14 protein-coding genes are annotated in these 14,348 nt (G+C 32.5%); 3 read left to right on the forward strand and 11 right to left on the reverse strand.

Translation table 11 applies throughout. The annotated features are described in order from the left end of the window. Nucleotides 1-7 precede the first annotated feature (7 nt). From FC55_RS05600 to FC55_RS05620, 5 genes are all read right to left on the reverse strand, one after another. A complete protein-coding gene (locus tag FC55_RS05600) occupies nt 8-859 on the reverse strand; it encodes a homoserine O-acetyltransferase/O-succinyltransferase family protein (protein WP_003700914.1) in 852 nt (283 codons plus the stop codon). Nucleotides 860-871: 12 nt separating this feature from the next. Beyond that, nucleotides 872-2,005, reverse strand: coding sequence for a 5-methyltetrahydropteroyltriglutamate--homocysteine S-methyltransferase (locus FC55_RS05605; RefSeq protein WP_003700913.1), 1,134 nt, complete (start codon nt 2,003-2,005; stop codon nt 872-874). A gap of 378 nt (nt 2,006-2,383) precedes the next feature. Further along, nucleotides 2,384-3,142, reverse strand: coding sequence for an NADPH-dependent oxidoreductase (locus FC55_RS05610; RefSeq protein WP_003700912.1), 759 nt, complete (start codon nt 3,140-3,142; stop codon nt 2,384-2,386). 73 nt (nt 3,143-3,215) lie between these two features. Next, on the reverse strand, nt 3,216-3,959 hold the full coding sequence (gene yaaA / locus FC55_RS05615) for a peroxide stress protein YaaA (RefSeq protein WP_003700910.1): 744 nt from the start codon (nt 3,957-3,959) through the stop codon (nt 3,216-3,218). A gap of 26 nt (nt 3,960-3,985) precedes the next feature. Further along, complete coding sequence (locus tag FC55_RS05620) at nt 3,986-4,720, reverse strand: CPBP family intramembrane glutamic endopeptidase (protein WP_035150094.1); 735 nt, start codon at nt 4,718-4,720, stop codon at nt 3,986-3,988. 98 nt (nt 4,721-4,818) lie between these two features. Between FC55_RS05620 and FC55_RS05625 the strand changes: the two genes are divergently transcribed. Then, complete coding sequence (locus FC55_RS05625; RefSeq protein ID WP_003700907.1) at nt 4,819-5,346, forward strand: acyl-CoA thioesterase; 528 nt, start codon at nt 4,819-4,821, stop codon at nt 5,344-5,346. 157 nt (nt 5,347-5,503) lie between these two features. Next, on the forward strand, nt 5,504-6,439 hold the full coding sequence (gene trxB / locus FC55_RS05630) for a thioredoxin-disulfide reductase (protein WP_003700906.1): 936 nt from the start codon (nt 5,504-5,506) through the stop codon (nt 6,437-6,439). 32 nt (nt 6,440-6,471) lie between these two features. Here the strand turns inward: trxB and FC55_RS10210 are convergent, their stop codons facing one another. The 6 genes from FC55_RS10210 to FC55_RS05660 form a co-directional block, all read right to left on the reverse strand. Continuing rightward, nucleotides 6,472-6,594: a hypothetical protein gene (locus tag FC55_RS10210; protein ID WP_003700904.1), complete on the reverse strand. Its 123-nt coding sequence runs from the start codon at nt 6,592-6,594 to the stop codon at nt 6,472-6,474. A 417-nt stretch (nt 6,595-7,011) separates the two neighbouring features. Next, nucleotides 7,012-8,304: an adenylosuccinate synthase gene (locus FC55_RS05640; protein ID WP_003700902.1), complete on the reverse strand. Its 1,293-nt coding sequence runs from the start codon at nt 8,302-8,304 to the stop codon at nt 7,012-7,014. Nucleotides 8,305-8,539: 235 nt separating this feature from the next. After that, on the reverse strand, nt 8,540-9,112 hold the full coding sequence (locus FC55_RS05645; RefSeq protein WP_003700900.1) for a flavodoxin: 573 nt from the start codon (nt 9,110-9,112) through the stop codon (nt 8,540-8,542). A 73-nt stretch (nt 9,113-9,185) separates the two neighbouring features. After that, nucleotides 9,186-10,577 carry a replicative DNA helicase gene (gene dnaB / locus FC55_RS05650; protein ID WP_035150090.1) on the reverse strand — a complete coding sequence of 464 codons (1,392 nt, stop codon included), beginning with the start codon at nt 10,575-10,577 and terminating at the stop codon, nt 9,186-9,188. A 172-nt stretch (nt 10,578-10,749) separates the two neighbouring features. Continuing rightward, a complete protein-coding gene (gene rplI / locus FC55_RS05655; RefSeq protein ID WP_003700898.1) occupies nt 10,750-11,199 on the reverse strand; it encodes a 50S ribosomal protein L9 in 450 nt (149 codons plus the stop codon). A 13-nt stretch (nt 11,200-11,212) separates the two neighbouring features. Then, nucleotides 11,213-13,246 (reverse strand): DHH family phosphoesterase, encoded by a 2,034-nt coding sequence (locus tag FC55_RS05660; protein ID WP_003700897.1) that lies wholly within the window; start codon nt 13,244-13,246, stop codon nt 11,213-11,215. Nucleotides 13,247-13,428: 182 nt separating this feature from the next. Between FC55_RS05660 and FC55_RS05665 the strand changes: the two genes are divergently transcribed. Further along, complete coding sequence (locus FC55_RS05665) at nt 13,429-14,196, forward strand: hypothetical protein (protein WP_003700896.1); 768 nt, start codon at nt 13,429-13,431, stop codon at nt 14,194-14,196. Nucleotides 14,197-14,348 lie beyond the last annotated feature (152 nt).

Consider the following 14,348-nt stretch of genomic DNA (forward strand, 5'->3'; position numbering starts at 1 on the left):
CTCTTTTCTAAGTTGTGTGAATTAGGTTCAACCAATTCGTATATAGCTTGACACTACTTTGAAACCACTGATTAACTATCTGATTATTTTGATAGTAATTGTTAGGTTTACTAATTGGTTTCCCTTTTTCTAAATCTCGTTTATATTCTCTATCTAACGTTCTTGTATCGTATTCTGGATGACCAGTAATAAATAAATTTTTTTGATCAGTAGTCGCTAATAGAAATGCCTCTACTTCCTGACTCTTAGCCAATACCTGTAACTCATCAGGTAATTTTGCCGGTAAAATTAATTTAGTATGTCGAGACTGTGGCATTCGAATTGGTCCCCCACTTCCAAAACCTAATAAGAAGGAACTATTCATGTCTATTTTTTCTGCTTGATAGACCCCAAATAATTTAGAAACTAAAGGTAACTTATCAATATCAAATTTTACTTTCAAAGCTGCTTGACTAGCCCAACATTCAAAAATCGTATAAATTTTTGTTTGTCTACTCCATTCAACCAACTTTTGAAAATCATCCCAATAGTCTACTTCTGTGAAATCCAGATGTTCTACTGGTGCACCTGTAACTATTAGCCCATCAAAGTTTTGTTGTAAAACCTTGCTCAAGGGCAGATAATGTTTCTTTATAATTTCACTATTACCATGATGAAAATGATGACTATCAGGATATGCAAAAGTCACTCTACAATTAATTTTTGTTTTTTCCAATAACTTTAAAAATTGTAATTCTGTTGTTTCCTTGGTTGGCATTAAATTTACAATTAATATTTCTAAATTTTGTTTATCGTTCAGTTTATTCTTCCATTGTTTTTGTGCTAAAGCTATTCCATTTACAGCTTGTACTGTCATCATTCTCACCTTCTTTTAATCTCCCCAAACTTCCTTAGCTGTCTCAATTACTAATTTCAGTTTGTTTTCTTGATCTTTTTCTGTAAGTTTATTTCCTTCCTCCGTTGAAGCAAATCCACATTGTGTACTTAATGCTAAATCATCTAAATCAACATATTTAGTTGCTTCTTGAATTTTTCGTTTCAATTCATCTTTGTCTTCTAATTCAGGCTTTTTGCTAGTTACTAGTCCTAATACCACTCTTTTACCAGCAGGAACAAATCTCAATGGCTCAAAACTACCTGAACGTGCATCATCAAATTCTAAGAAATATCCATCATAATCTGTGTCAAATAAATCTTCTGCAACAGCTTCATACCCGCCTGAGAATAACCAAGAAGATGCATGATTCCCACGACATACATGAGTTGTAATTATTAAATCATCAGGCTTATTCGCTAATGCATTATTGATAATTTCCTTACTAATTTTTGTTGCTTCTTTGGGATCAATACCTTTTTCTAATAAAGATTCACGTTTATTTTTATCAACTAAAAACGCCCAATTTGTATCATCAAATTGTAGATATCGACAACCTAAATCATAAAAAGCTTTAATTGCATCAGCATAAGTTTGCGATAAGTCCGCATAGAATTCTTCTACGTTGGGATAAATTTCTTTCAATTTTGAAGAACCATCGTTAGCTAAAATTTCCTGACGATATAACATTGTTGGACTAGGAATTGTAGCTTTAGCTATGAGATTTCTTTTATCTGCAACTTCTTTAAGATAAGAAAAATTCTTCAAAAATGGATGATCAGGATTAAATTTTACTTTCCCTACTACTCGAACATTATAAGCAGGTGCATCAGTCCCTTTAAATTGTTGATTATATCCTGTTTGTGGAACATATCCTTCTACTCCATCTAAATTTTCTAGAAAGTCAATGTGCCACCAGCCTCGATTAAATTCTCCATCTGTCACAGCCTTTAGCCCCACTTTTTTTTCTTTTTCCACCAACTCATCGATTAGTCTATCTTCAATTTCCTTTAATTCATCTTGAGAAATCTTTCTCTCTGAAAAATCTTTGCGTGCTTTTTTTAATTCTTCAGGTCTTAAAAAACTTCCTACAATATCATAATGTGCTAAATCTTTAATCGTCTTTGTCATAATTTTTTCCTACTTTCTTTCGTATAAAAATAAAAAAGTCCCTAGAACAACAAATGTTGTTCTAGGGACGTGTCATCATCTTATTCACGTGTTACCACCCGTTATTCGATACTACCTCACAGTAATATCCTCACTAAGTACACTATACAAGCTATACTCGTTCGCTATAACAGGCGACCCCTGTTATCTGCTTGCCATGGCTCACAGATAATCTAGCTCCAAGACCATCTTCATTAAGCTTTCAACACATCGCATCTCACCATTCACGACTCTCTTTAGTAATACTCACATTAATTACTCATCTTTTCTTAGCTATTTCTAATTATTATGTCATAATAATATCTTTTATGTTACCCGCTGTCAACCCTAAATTATAAATTAATTAAAATCTAGTGCTAACCCCTGACTATGAATAGCTTCTACAATGTCATCACGTTTATTTTGATGTGTATTCAATTTTTTTCCGTTAATTTGATTAGTAAATGAATCAATTCTTCGATTAGCATCACGTAAATCATAGTATGTTTGTACTATTTCATCGTAATCTTTCAGCTCACTAACTTCAAAATCACGTGGATATTCATTTTCAAAAGTTGTAAATTCTAATGGAAGTCTTGGCTTTAATTGTGGTTCTTGATCTGGTACACCAACTTGTAAGCCCAAAGCTGGGTATGTGAGTTCTGGTAAATCTAATACTTTTAACATTGCTTTAGGATCATCATTAACCGTCCCTAAAGGTACTATTCCAAGTCCCATACTCTCAGCAGCATTAATTACATTTTGGACTGCTAACATTGTATCTTGAAATGCTTGAAAGAAAATATCCATTGTATGCAAGCGCCCATCATCATTTCCCATTTGTTTGCGAATTTGTTTATTTCGATATAAATCAATGACAAAAATAAATAAATCACCGTTAGCTCCTACGTATTTTTGACCTGTTATTTCTCTAATTTGTTTACGTTTCTCCTCATCAGTAATATGTAAGATGCTAAATTGTTGCATAAACATACTAGTAGCTGTATGTCTAGCTACTTCATATAAAGTCGTTAATTGTTCTTCTGACAAAGTTTGATCTTTAAAAGCCCTAATTGCACGATGATTTAGTTGATGTTTAATTGTTTCATTTTCAATCATAAATCCCACCCCTTTGCTAACTATTTATAAGTATAGTGTAACACACTTATACTTTGTTTCACGTGAAACGCACTTAGTTTTTAATGAACACTAATTCAGTATCAGTTGAAAATTGAGGTTCATATTGATATCCATTTACTGAAAAGTTCTTTATTTCATCAATTTCTTTAATATTATTTTCTAAAATATACCTTACCATATCACCACGTGCTTGCTTAGCAGCTGGTGCCTGTTGTACATATTTACCATTCTTTTCCTTTTTAAACGAACAAGTGATGAATTTATCTTGAGGCTTTAGATATCTCTCAATGGCTTTAGAATATTCTTTAGAAGCTAAATTTACTACTAATTCATTATCTCTATATAATTCTTGATATATACTGTCACCCCAAAATTGATACAAAGTATGATGATCATTAATATCTACTTTTGCCTGCATTTCTAATCTATATGGCGTAATACCATCCATCGCTCCTAAAATTCCATAAAATCCTGATATGATATATAAATCTTTTGCTGCTCTTTGTAGTGCTTCTTGCGTAAAAACTTGTGGTCCCATCGCTTGATATTGAATTCCTGAATATGCCATAACTGCTGGTGTTAAGTTTTCATCTAAATTCATATCTTGAACTCTATCATAGTTAAGTTTGGCAATTTTATCATTACATTTCCAAATATTCTTTAATTCATCATAGTTTTTACTCTTTAACCATGTTAATAACACTTCCGCTTTGTCTTTAAATATTGGCAATTTACTAATATCAAAGCTGTCCGTATCTTCTACCATTTTCTTAGCTGGAGAAATTATTATTTTCATTTAGGTTATTTCCCTTCTACATTATTCTATGCTACTTTTTTCTTGATAATTCGCCATGCAATAAATCCTAATATTATCCAATATAGCACTGAAGAAATAATCATCGCTATAGTACCTGAATCTTGCTCAGTAATTGTACCTGTTACTGCAATAATCCAAAAATCATTCAAAAAATGAATAAAAATCGTTCCAAATAAATTTTTATATACTAAATATATTACCCCAAAAAACATCCCTATTGCTGTAGCCGCTATAACTTGATTAATAGTAGGTAGTAGTCCTTGCCTAAAAAGATTGATAAAATGTAACATTCCAAATGCTAGACCTGAAGAAATCGCACTTATCCATATTCTTCTTTTTTCCTCTACTTTGTTTAAATCATTATAAATATATTTACTAATAATACCTCGACATATTACCTCTTCAACTATTCCTGCCTGTAAAGATACCATTAATGCCAGTGGAAGATTTTTTACATTACCTATAACAATTAAGATTGTGATAATTGCTAAAACTGTAGCCAATATTATATGTCTCTTAAAAAAGCTAAAAGTAAATTTAAAGTCGATTTTTACTCTTATATATTTTTTATTGAGCCACAAAAATAACGCACATATCACAAAATTAATTATTACAGAGGCAAATGTCTTACTATTGCTGGAATTTAAACTTAATAACTGAACTATTATTCCACTAATAACTAGTAATACTGCATATAGCCCCACTAACCCTACCGGAATTATAAATGTCTTCTTTTCCATAGTTTCATTCCTTTCCACTATCTATTTTAAATCTATCATTTTTATTCTTAATAATCTAATTTCAATCATTAACTGTTATAATTATATGTGTAATTTTTATGAAAGGGTTGTTATACTTGGAAGATTTAACATGTAGACAAACTCTAGCTATTACTAGCCATCGTGTTTTAGCTAGTGATTTAAATGAACATGAAACCGTATACGGTGGTAGACTCTTAGAAATGTTAGATGGAACTGCCTCCATTTCCGCCATTCGTCTTGCTAGAGCTAGCAATGTTACAGCATCAGTTGATGAACTTAATTTTTTAGCACCATTTATCCTTAATGATTCTTTATGTATCGAATCATACGTTAGTGGCGTTGGCTCTCGTTCAATTGAGGTTTTTGCGAAAATTATCGGTGAGCATTTAACTACTGGCGAAAGATTTTTAGGATTAACGGCATTTTTAACTTTTGTTGTACCAGATAAACAAATTATTCTACCCCAAATTACTCCTATAACTGAAGAAGAAAAAATTATTTGTGCTGGATACAAAGATCGTAAACTAGAAAAATCTAAAAAATTTGCTCGTCAAAAAGAATTAAACCAGCATATATCTTTACATTTACCTTGGGATAAGAATTAGCAAACAAACATGTTGCAAAATATATTATCTTGTATTATATTATTACTTGTAAAAAGTAAGTAATAATAAATTAACATTCTAAGACTTACTTTACTTCAATTATTAATAAGTATGATATGATAGTTAAGATAATTAAAAAGAAAGAAGGTTTCACTGAATGTCTGACAAATACGATGTAATTGTGATTGGGGCTGGCCCTGGTGGTATGACAGCTGCTTTATATGCCTCTCGTGCTAATTTAAAAGTAGCTATGCTTGACCGTGGCGTATATGGTGGTCAAATGAATAACACAGCTGAGGTTGAAAATTATCCTGGTTTTAAATCTATTTTAGGTCCAGATTTAGCTGAAGAGATGTTCCAAAGTTCTACACAATTTGGTGCCGAATTTGTCTATGGTAATGTTGAAGATCTTACCGTTGATGATAATGGCATTAAGCATGTTAAGACTGATGATGGCGAGTTGGAAGCACCCGTTGTTATTATTGCCACAGGTTCTCAATATCGCAAATTAGGTGTTCCTGGTGAAGAAAAATATAGTGGTCGTGGCGTATCTTACTGCGCTGTCTGCGATGGTGCTTTCTACCGTGATAAACCCGTTGTAGTTATTGGTGGCGGCGATTCTGCCGTTGAAGAAGGTATGTATCTTGCTAAATTAACATCTTCTGTTAATGTAATTCATCGTCGTGATGAGCTACGTGCACAAAAGATTTTACAAGATCGTGCTTTTGCTAATGATAAAATGCACTTCACATGGGATACAATTGTAACTGAAATTGTTGGTGATGATAAAAAGGTTACAGGTGTAAAGACCCATAATAAAAAGACTGGTGAAGATGGTGAAATCGAAGCCAATGGTGTATTTATCTACGTTGGCTCAGTTCCAATGAGTGAACCATTCCAAAAACTTGGCATTACTGATGATAAGGGCTGGATTGTAACTGACGATCACATGGCAACAAGTGTTCCAGGTATTTTTGCTATTGGTGATGTTCGTTCTAAGTTCCTACGTCAGATTACAACAGCTGTTGGTGATGCAGGTATTGCAGGACAAGAAGCATTTGCTTATATTGAAAGCTTGAAAGATAAAAATTAATGAGTTACAAAAAAGGTAGTGATTAAAAATCACTACCTTTTTTCTGTATATTCTAGAAGGAAAGCGATAGCTTCTTTATAAGATAGCTTTCGCTCATTCATTACCTGCTGGATTATCTTTTGAGTTGAACTCAAACGCTCTTCTGTCATTGCCATAACTCTTCCTCCTATATACAAACATCCGTTCTAGTTAATTAGCACTTTTTTATTGTATATCTATTTCAGATAAAAATAAAGCCTTAATATTGTTCTAATTTTAGATATATCCGCCCTATCGTTAATTTAATCAGTTTTCTAGCCTTAGAAAAAATTATTTTAATATGGATTTAGAAAATTATCTGTATTTTTAAGCAAATACCTTGATTTAATCATATTTTTATAGTATGTAACTTTCCATTTAAATATTGAAGAATTCTTCATATAAAGGTATACTCTAACTTCTTTGTGTTATTCACAGAATTATTTCTAATTTTATATAATTTTCAACTTATAATTCAATAAAAAATAAAAAGATGAAATAAAAGCTGTATTAGCCCCTATTACATCTTTTTCTTCTAATATCTTTATCCTAAATTAAATATGTGCCCATACGTTATCTAAGACATTTGTTTGTTCACGATCTGGACCTACAGAGAATGTAGATACCTTTACACCTACTAAATCTTGAATTCTGTGAATATAGTTACGAGCATTTTCAGGTAAATCTTCTAATGTCTTGCAGTTAGTAATATCTTCTTTCCAACCTGGTAATGTTTCATATACGGGTTTACATGCAGATAATTCCTTCAAACTTGCTGGATAATGATAAATTTTTTCACCATTTAATTCGTATGCTGTACAAATCTTAATTTCATCAAGACCTGTTAATACATCAACACAGTTTAAGCACAAATTAGTTAAGCCTGAAACACGTTTTGAGTGACGCATAACAACACTGTCAAACCAACCTATACGACGAGGACGTTTAGTAACTGTACCGTATTCATGACCTACTTCACGGATATGATCACCAATTTCATCATGTAATTCTGTTGGGAATGGACCATCACCTACACGAGAAGTATATGCCTTACATGCACCAACAACTTTATCAATCTTAGCTGGTCCTACACCACTACCGATAGTAACTCCACCAGCAACTGGATTTGAAGATGTAACGAATGGATATGTACCTTGATCAATATCTAACATTACACCTTGTGCTCCTTCAAATAAAACACGTTTACCAGAGTCTAAAGCATCATTTAAAATAACAGATGTATCTGTCACATAATCTTTAAGTTCTTGTCCATATTCGTAGTATTCTTCAAAAATATCTTCGAATTTTAATGGTTCGTGACCATACATTTTTTCAAATAAACGATTCTTTTCTTCAAGGTTTGTACGTAATTTTTCTTCAAAAGTATCTTTTTCTAATAAATCTGCAACACGAATACCTACACGAGCTGCTTTATCCATATAAGCTGGTCCAATACCTTTATTTGTTGTACCAATCTTATTATCTTTTTTAGCAGCTTCTTGTAAGCCATCTAAAACGATATGATATGGCAAGATAACATGAGCACGATTTGAAATACGAAGATTGTCTGTTGATACTCCATTATCATGAAGGTACTTTAATTCTGTAACTAAGGATTTTGGATTTAAAACTACCCCATTACCAATAACACTAATCTTATCAGAATAAAAAATACCTGATGGGATCAAGCGTAATTTATATGTTTTTCCGTCAAATGCAATTGTATGTCCTGCATTATCGCCACCTTGGTAACGTGCAATAACTTCAGCATTTTGACTAAGAAAGTCTGTGATCTTACCCTTTCCTTCGTCTCCCCATTGACTACCAACGACTACTACTGATGACATTATAATCCACCTCGTAATTATATTTTATGTATAACCATAACTTTTGCGTCAATCAAACCAACGCAACCTCGATAATTGTAACAAGAAAAACGATTATATTCAAGTAAAAACCGAATATTTTAACTTTAATAAAACCTTTTTAGCAAATTATCATCAATTAAATTCGTGTTTTAATTATATATTCATGTATATAAATAAAAAATACTCGACAATAAACCGAGTATTTTTAACTATATTATTTAATGTTAATTTGCTTCAAATATTCTTGAATTCGTTGCAAATCTTTACCGTCGTCTTGTAACAATAAACGAGGCAATACCTTTGCTCGAGGTGCGTGATGTCTAATTAAACGTATACTACGTCCACTACCTTGAGAAGCCTTATTAAGCGATACTACAGGGACTACATACTTGTTACTAAAATTATGCTTTTTAATAACTTGCTTCATAATCATTGGAGCAGTATCGTACCAGATAGGATAAGCCAAGTAAACCATATCGTACTTATCAATATTATCAAGCTTGTTCTTCACTTCTGGTGTAGCACCTGTTATCCATTCACGAAAAGCACGTGCTTTATCATCGCCACTATATTCTTTTACACCTTCAATTTCAATAATATCTGCACTAGTTTCTTGTTGAACCAAATGAGCTAAACGCTTAGTTTTTCCAGCAGGTGAGAAATATAGTATTAAAGATTTATTGATCCCACCTTCTACCTTAGTATCAGTTGGGTTTACTAAGTGTGAAAAATATCGCCATATTAAAGCAATAATCACTATTACTACTAAAATGCCCAAAATTAACATTCTAATCAATCCTATCTATAATTATTTGTATAATTATATTCTATCATAGGAAAAGTTTTATGAATAATATTTTCTACATTGGTGGCTCTTGAGCATATGAAATATTTGAAAATTTATTATAGGATTTAATAAACAATAATTTAACCGTTCCTCTAGCTCCAGCACGGTTCTTTTCAATGATTAATTCAACCTCACCAACATCTTGATTTAATGAATCCTGATCATCGCCATCTTCCTCTGATTTTGATTCACCACGTTCATAGTAATCATCACGGTATAGAAAAGCAACTATATCCGCATCTTGTTCAATAGATCCAGATTCACGAATATCAGATAATACAGGACGTTTGTCTTGTCTTTGCTCTACTCCACGTGAAAGTTGGGATAAGGCTAGAATTGGCACACTTAATTCTTTAGCTAATTTCTTTAATTGTCGTGAAATTTCAGATACTTCTTGTTGGCGACTTTCTTTATTACTACCTTCAATTAATTGCAGATAATCGATAACTACCAAACCTAAATTACCCTTTTCTTTTGCTAGTCGACGACATTTTGCTCTGATTTCGGCCATTTTAATGCCTGGAGTGTCATCAATAAAGATTGAGGTGTTTGATAAAGCCCCCATTGCAACGATTAAATTTTGCCATTCTCCTTCATCTAATTGCCCTGTACGTAAATGGTTAGCATTTATTGAACCTTCTGCACACAACATTCGATTTACTAAAGACTCAGCACTCATTTCAAGAGAAAAAATAGCAACACTTGTATCCGTAGACGTTGCAACATTTTGAGCAATATTCAAGGCGAAAGCTGTCTTACCTACAGCTGGACGAGCAGCTAGAATAATCAAATTATCTGGCTGTAAACCTGCCGTCATCTTATCAAATTCTCTATATCCAGTTGGTAAACCTGTAATATCTTCACTTTGCTGTGATAATCTATCAATATCACTCAATGTCTCATTTAAAACATCTTTAATCTCTCTAAACCCACTACGATTTCTTCGCTCTGAAACGTCCATTATTTGCCGTTCAGCTGAATCTAATAGAGATGGTACGTCATCATCACCGTTATTTGCTTGCGTTATAATATTTGTTGCAGTAGAAATTAAGCGACGCAACATAGACTTTTCTTCAACGATTTTAGCATAATATCCAGCATTAGCTGCTGTTGGCACTGATGTTGCTAATTCTGCAATATAAGCAACTCCACCAACATCATCTAATTGATTATTAGTAGTCAGATAGTTTTGTACTGTCAATACATCGATTGCTTCACCATCATTGTTCAAATCTATCATTGCCTGGAATAAAATTTGATGTGCTCTTCGATAAAAATCATCAGCTTCCACATATTCCATCGCATCTGCTAAAGTATCTGTATTCAAGAAGATAGCACCTAAGACCGCTTGTTCAGCTTCTATATTTTGTGGTGGTAAATTATCCGTCATTATGTCGTTATTCACTTAGAAGCTCCTTTCCGTTCAATATTACATTTTATAATTATAACTTTTTTAAGATGTAATTACATAATAAAAGTAATTCTTTTTGTTAACTTTTTTATTTTTGACTAATATATAAAAACATCCAATACTAGATAATACTATCTACCATTGGATGTTTTCATCATTTTAATTCTTACTTTTCAGAAATATGAACTCTTATTTTAGCTGTTACTTCATTGTGAAGTTTTACAGGAACATTTACATATCCCATTGTACGAATTGGTTCACGTAATTCCATTTTACGCTTATCAATTTTCATACCGTATTGCTTTTCAAGTTCTTGAGAAATTTGTTTGCTAGTAATTGAACCAAATAAACGTCCATCAGTTCCAGCCTTAGCTTTCATTTCTACTACTCTTTCACCTGATTCAAGTAGTTCTTTAAACTTCTTAGCTTCTTCTAGTTCTTCTGCTTCTTTTCTAGCTTCGGCACGTTTTTGACCTTTTAATTGGCTCATTGCTTGTGCATTAGCTTGCTTTGCTTTATTTTGCTTAATTAAGAAATTAGCATAGCCATCTGGAAGTTCTTTAATTTCTCCACGACGTCCTTTACCTCGAACATCTTCTGTAAAAATAATCTTCATTTACTAATCACTCCTAATCAGTTTCCTCTGTATTATTTTCTTCTGTTTGTGCAATTAAATCAAGTAGTTGCTTTCTAACATCCAAAATATCTCTATCTTCAATTTGAGTAGCGGCATTAGATAAATGTCCTCCGCCTCCCATTTTTTCCATAATAATTTGAACATTAGTCTCTCCATTACTTCGAGCTGAAATCCCAATAATATCTTCAGAACGGTGAGTCACTACATACGAAGCTTGCACCCCACTAACAGTTAATAAAGAATCGGCAGCTTGTGCAGCAGTTACCGGATCATAGGCACGATCATTTTCACCAACTACAACAGCATTTCCATTCCCTACAAATTCCACTCTATCAATCAAATGATTTCGTTGCAAGAAACTTTGTACATTTTCTTTCATAAAATGTTGCGACATTTGTGAGTCAGCACCTACTGAACGAAGATAACTAGCAGCATCAAATGTTCTAGTTCCCGTTCTTAATGAGAATGACTTCGTATCAATAATAATTCCCGTCAGCATAGCTGTTGCTTCTAATTTATTTATTGGATCATCACTATAGCGTGATTGATATTCAAACATTTCTGTTATTAACTCACATGTAGAACTAGCATAAGGTTCAATATATACCAACATCGGATTTTCAGGGAATTCTTCACCTCGACGATGGTGATCAATAATAATAACTCGATTCTTGAGTTGATCATATAATTCAGGACTCATTGAAATTGAAGGTTTAGACAAGTCTAGCATCAATAATAAGCTTTTCTTGGTTGCTTTCTGTAAAGCTTCTTCAGGAGAAATGATGCTTTCCTTGATATCTGGATAGTTATCAATTTCATCTAGCAATCTTTGGATATCTGAATGCAAATTATCTGTGTCCAACACAAGCCAACATTGCTTACCATTCATCTTTGCAATCCGTCTAATTCCCAAACATGCTCCTATCGAATCCATATCTGGTCTAGCATGTCCCATTACAAAAATATCATCTGATTGACTCATTAATTCTTGTAATGCTTGAGAAATCATTCTTGCTCTTACACGAGTTCTCTTCTCCATTGGATTCGTCTTACCACCATAAAAACGAGCTTGAGAATCATCTACTCCTCTTACAACTACCTGATCTCCGCCTCGTCTTAGTGCTAAATCCAAATTACTTTGTGATAATCGAGAAAGTTTAGCTAAATCAGTACCACCATAGGCTAATCCTATACTCAAAGTAACTGGAAAATTCTGCTTAGATGTTCTTTCTCTAATACGATCTAGTAATTTGAATTTTTCTTTTTCCATCTGTGTTAATGATTTTGTATATGCTAAAACGAAATAATGATCTTCATCAATCATCTTTAGAAACATTCCCATTTGACTAGCCCATGATGATAACTCATTCGTTATATAATTACTTAAATTGGAAATATTAGTATCATTCATTGATTGGGTAACTTCATCATAGTTATCAATAAAAATTTGTCCGATAACTAAGCGAGAATCATCGTATTGTTTCTGAATTTCAGCATAGTGTGTAATATCTAAAAGATAAACAACGTTAATATCACTTTGTACTAACATATTAAATCTTTTATCTTGCCATTTGATTTCAACACTATCTTTATTCGACATATTATCATTGATCACTTTAGCTAATTCTTCATCAGCCTCTGTTAACTTTTTACCTAATATTTCTTCTTGCCCAAATAACTTTTGCATAGTTGGATTAACCCAAACAACTTCTGCTAAATCATTGAGCATTAGAATTCCTATTGGCATTTTTAACAATGCCTCTTGCTCACTTCGCTTAATTTTATACGATAAATCAGATATATAATGTGTGGTATCTTGCATAACTTGTTTTAATGTTATAAAAGACAATCCTATTGTCAATAAAATCAGCAGAAGGACAATTATACCTAACCAGGCATTAACAATAAATGCCAACGTTGCACAGACTAAGGAGAGTATAAGTAAGAAAACTGCTATTATTCGCAAATGTTTATTTCTTAAAAATTCTGGTATCTGCCAAAATTCTTTTTCCAACAAACGTTTCACTTTTCCATCCTCACAGTCTAAATTTTTGATAGCCCTCTCATGAAAGCTACTTACTATTTTAACACATTTTCTACTATCACGTTACCTCAATCTATTCTTGTTCCACATGAAACATTTTAACTCAAATATGTTAAAATAATTATTGATTATAATATAGATTACCAGAAAGGATAATTAATAGAATGAAAAAAAGATATGTTCTAATGGGGTTATTATCATTGCTATTTCTAGGAGCATGTTCCAATAATAAACAGGAAACAACTTCATCTAGCAGTAGTCATGTGAGTTCAAGCCTAGCATCAACTGATACTATTAATCAAACCCTAGACACTGTAGGATCACTTAAATATCATTTAGGCACTGTTACTACTAGAAAAGTTGAAAATGATCGTAATAACTACACAGAGGCCGAAAGAAAGTTCAAATATAAGTCATCTCTTGGAGATACTTACTATCGCACTACAATCACTTATAGTGTTACTAATGTTGGCGAAGAAACTATTAATTTAGCCAAAACACCATTATCTGTTACAACTGACGATGGCAGCAAATTTACTTCAACGGGAAAACTTAATCACTATGCGCATAACGTTCTTGTAAATGGATATAAGTTAAAGGTTGGCAAAAAATTACAAGGAAAATTAGTACTATTATCATCACACAAGTTAGACATTAGTTCTATTCAATTAAATATTGGAACTCAGGTACCTTATAATAGTATTGATGATACTGCCGAAGTAACTAGTGAAAATACTACAAATAGTGCTACTACTTCTTCTGCTGTATCTTCAACCACCTCTTCTTCTGATGGCATTTCTCCGGATTTGCAACAGCAATTAATCCAAAATGAACAGGGCGAGAATAAGGTCAACAGTTCTAATAGTGGATCTTCCAACAGTTCAGCATCATCTTCATCTGCTCAAACCGGTACTAGTGAAACTGCTCAATAACATATATTAATAAAGCACTAATGAATTGATAAAATAGATTCATTAGTGCTTTTTATATTCAAAAAATTATGCCTATTTTTTAGAAATTAAAAAGCCTTAGTTTTTATAACTAAGACTTAAATACTGATACCGGTGATCGGGGTCGAACCGAT

It is taken from the genome of Ligilactobacillus salivarius DSM 20555 = ATCC 11741 (assembly GCF_001435955.1).
Taxonomy (GTDB): domain Bacteria; phylum Bacillota; class Bacilli; order Lactobacillales; family Lactobacillaceae; genus Ligilactobacillus; species Ligilactobacillus salivarius.

Excerpts from the sequence above, each read along its gene's own strand:
- FC55_RS05600 (WP_003700914.1), bottom strand. The coding sequence starts at position 859 with ATGATGACAGTACAAGCTGTAAATGGAATAGCTTTAGCACAAAAACAA.
- FC55_RS05605 (WP_003700913.1), bottom strand. The coding sequence starts at position 2,005 with ATGACAAAGACGATTAAAGATTTAGCACATTATGATATTGTAGGAAGT.
- FC55_RS05610 (WP_003700912.1), bottom strand. The coding sequence starts at position 3,142 with ATGATTGAAAATGAAACAATTAAACATCAACTAAATCATCGTGCAATT.
- yaaA (WP_003700910.1), bottom strand. The coding sequence starts at position 3,959 with ATGAAAATAATAATTTCTCCAGCTAAGAAAATGGTAGAAGATACGGAC.
- FC55_RS05620 (WP_035150094.1), bottom strand. The coding sequence starts at position 4,720 with ATGGAAAAGAAGACATTTATAATTCCGGTAGGGTTAGTGGGGCTATAT.
- FC55_RS05625 (WP_003700907.1), top strand. The coding sequence starts at position 4,819 with ATGAAAGGGTTGTTATACTTGGAAGATTTAACATGTAGACAAACTCTA.
- trxB (WP_003700906.1), top strand. The coding sequence starts at position 5,504 with ATGTCTGACAAATACGATGTAATTGTGATTGGGGCTGGCCCTGGTGGT.
- FC55_RS10210 (WP_003700904.1), bottom strand. The coding sequence starts at position 6,594 with ATGGCAATGACAGAAGAGCGTTTGAGTTCAACTCAAAAGATAATCCAG.
- FC55_RS05640 (WP_003700902.1), bottom strand. The coding sequence starts at position 8,304 with ATGTCATCAGTAGTAGTCGTTGGTAGTCAATGGGGAGACGAAGGAAAG.
- FC55_RS05645 (WP_003700900.1), bottom strand. The coding sequence starts at position 9,112 with ATGTTAATTTTGGGCATTTTAGTAGTAATAGTGATTATTGCTTTAATA.
- rplI (WP_003700898.1), bottom strand. The coding sequence starts at position 11,199 with ATGAAGATTATTTTTACAGAAGATGTTCGAGGTAAAGGACGTCGTGGA.
- FC55_RS05665 (WP_003700896.1), top strand. The coding sequence starts at position 13,429 with ATGAAAAAAAGATATGTTCTAATGGGGTTATTATCATTGCTATTTCTA.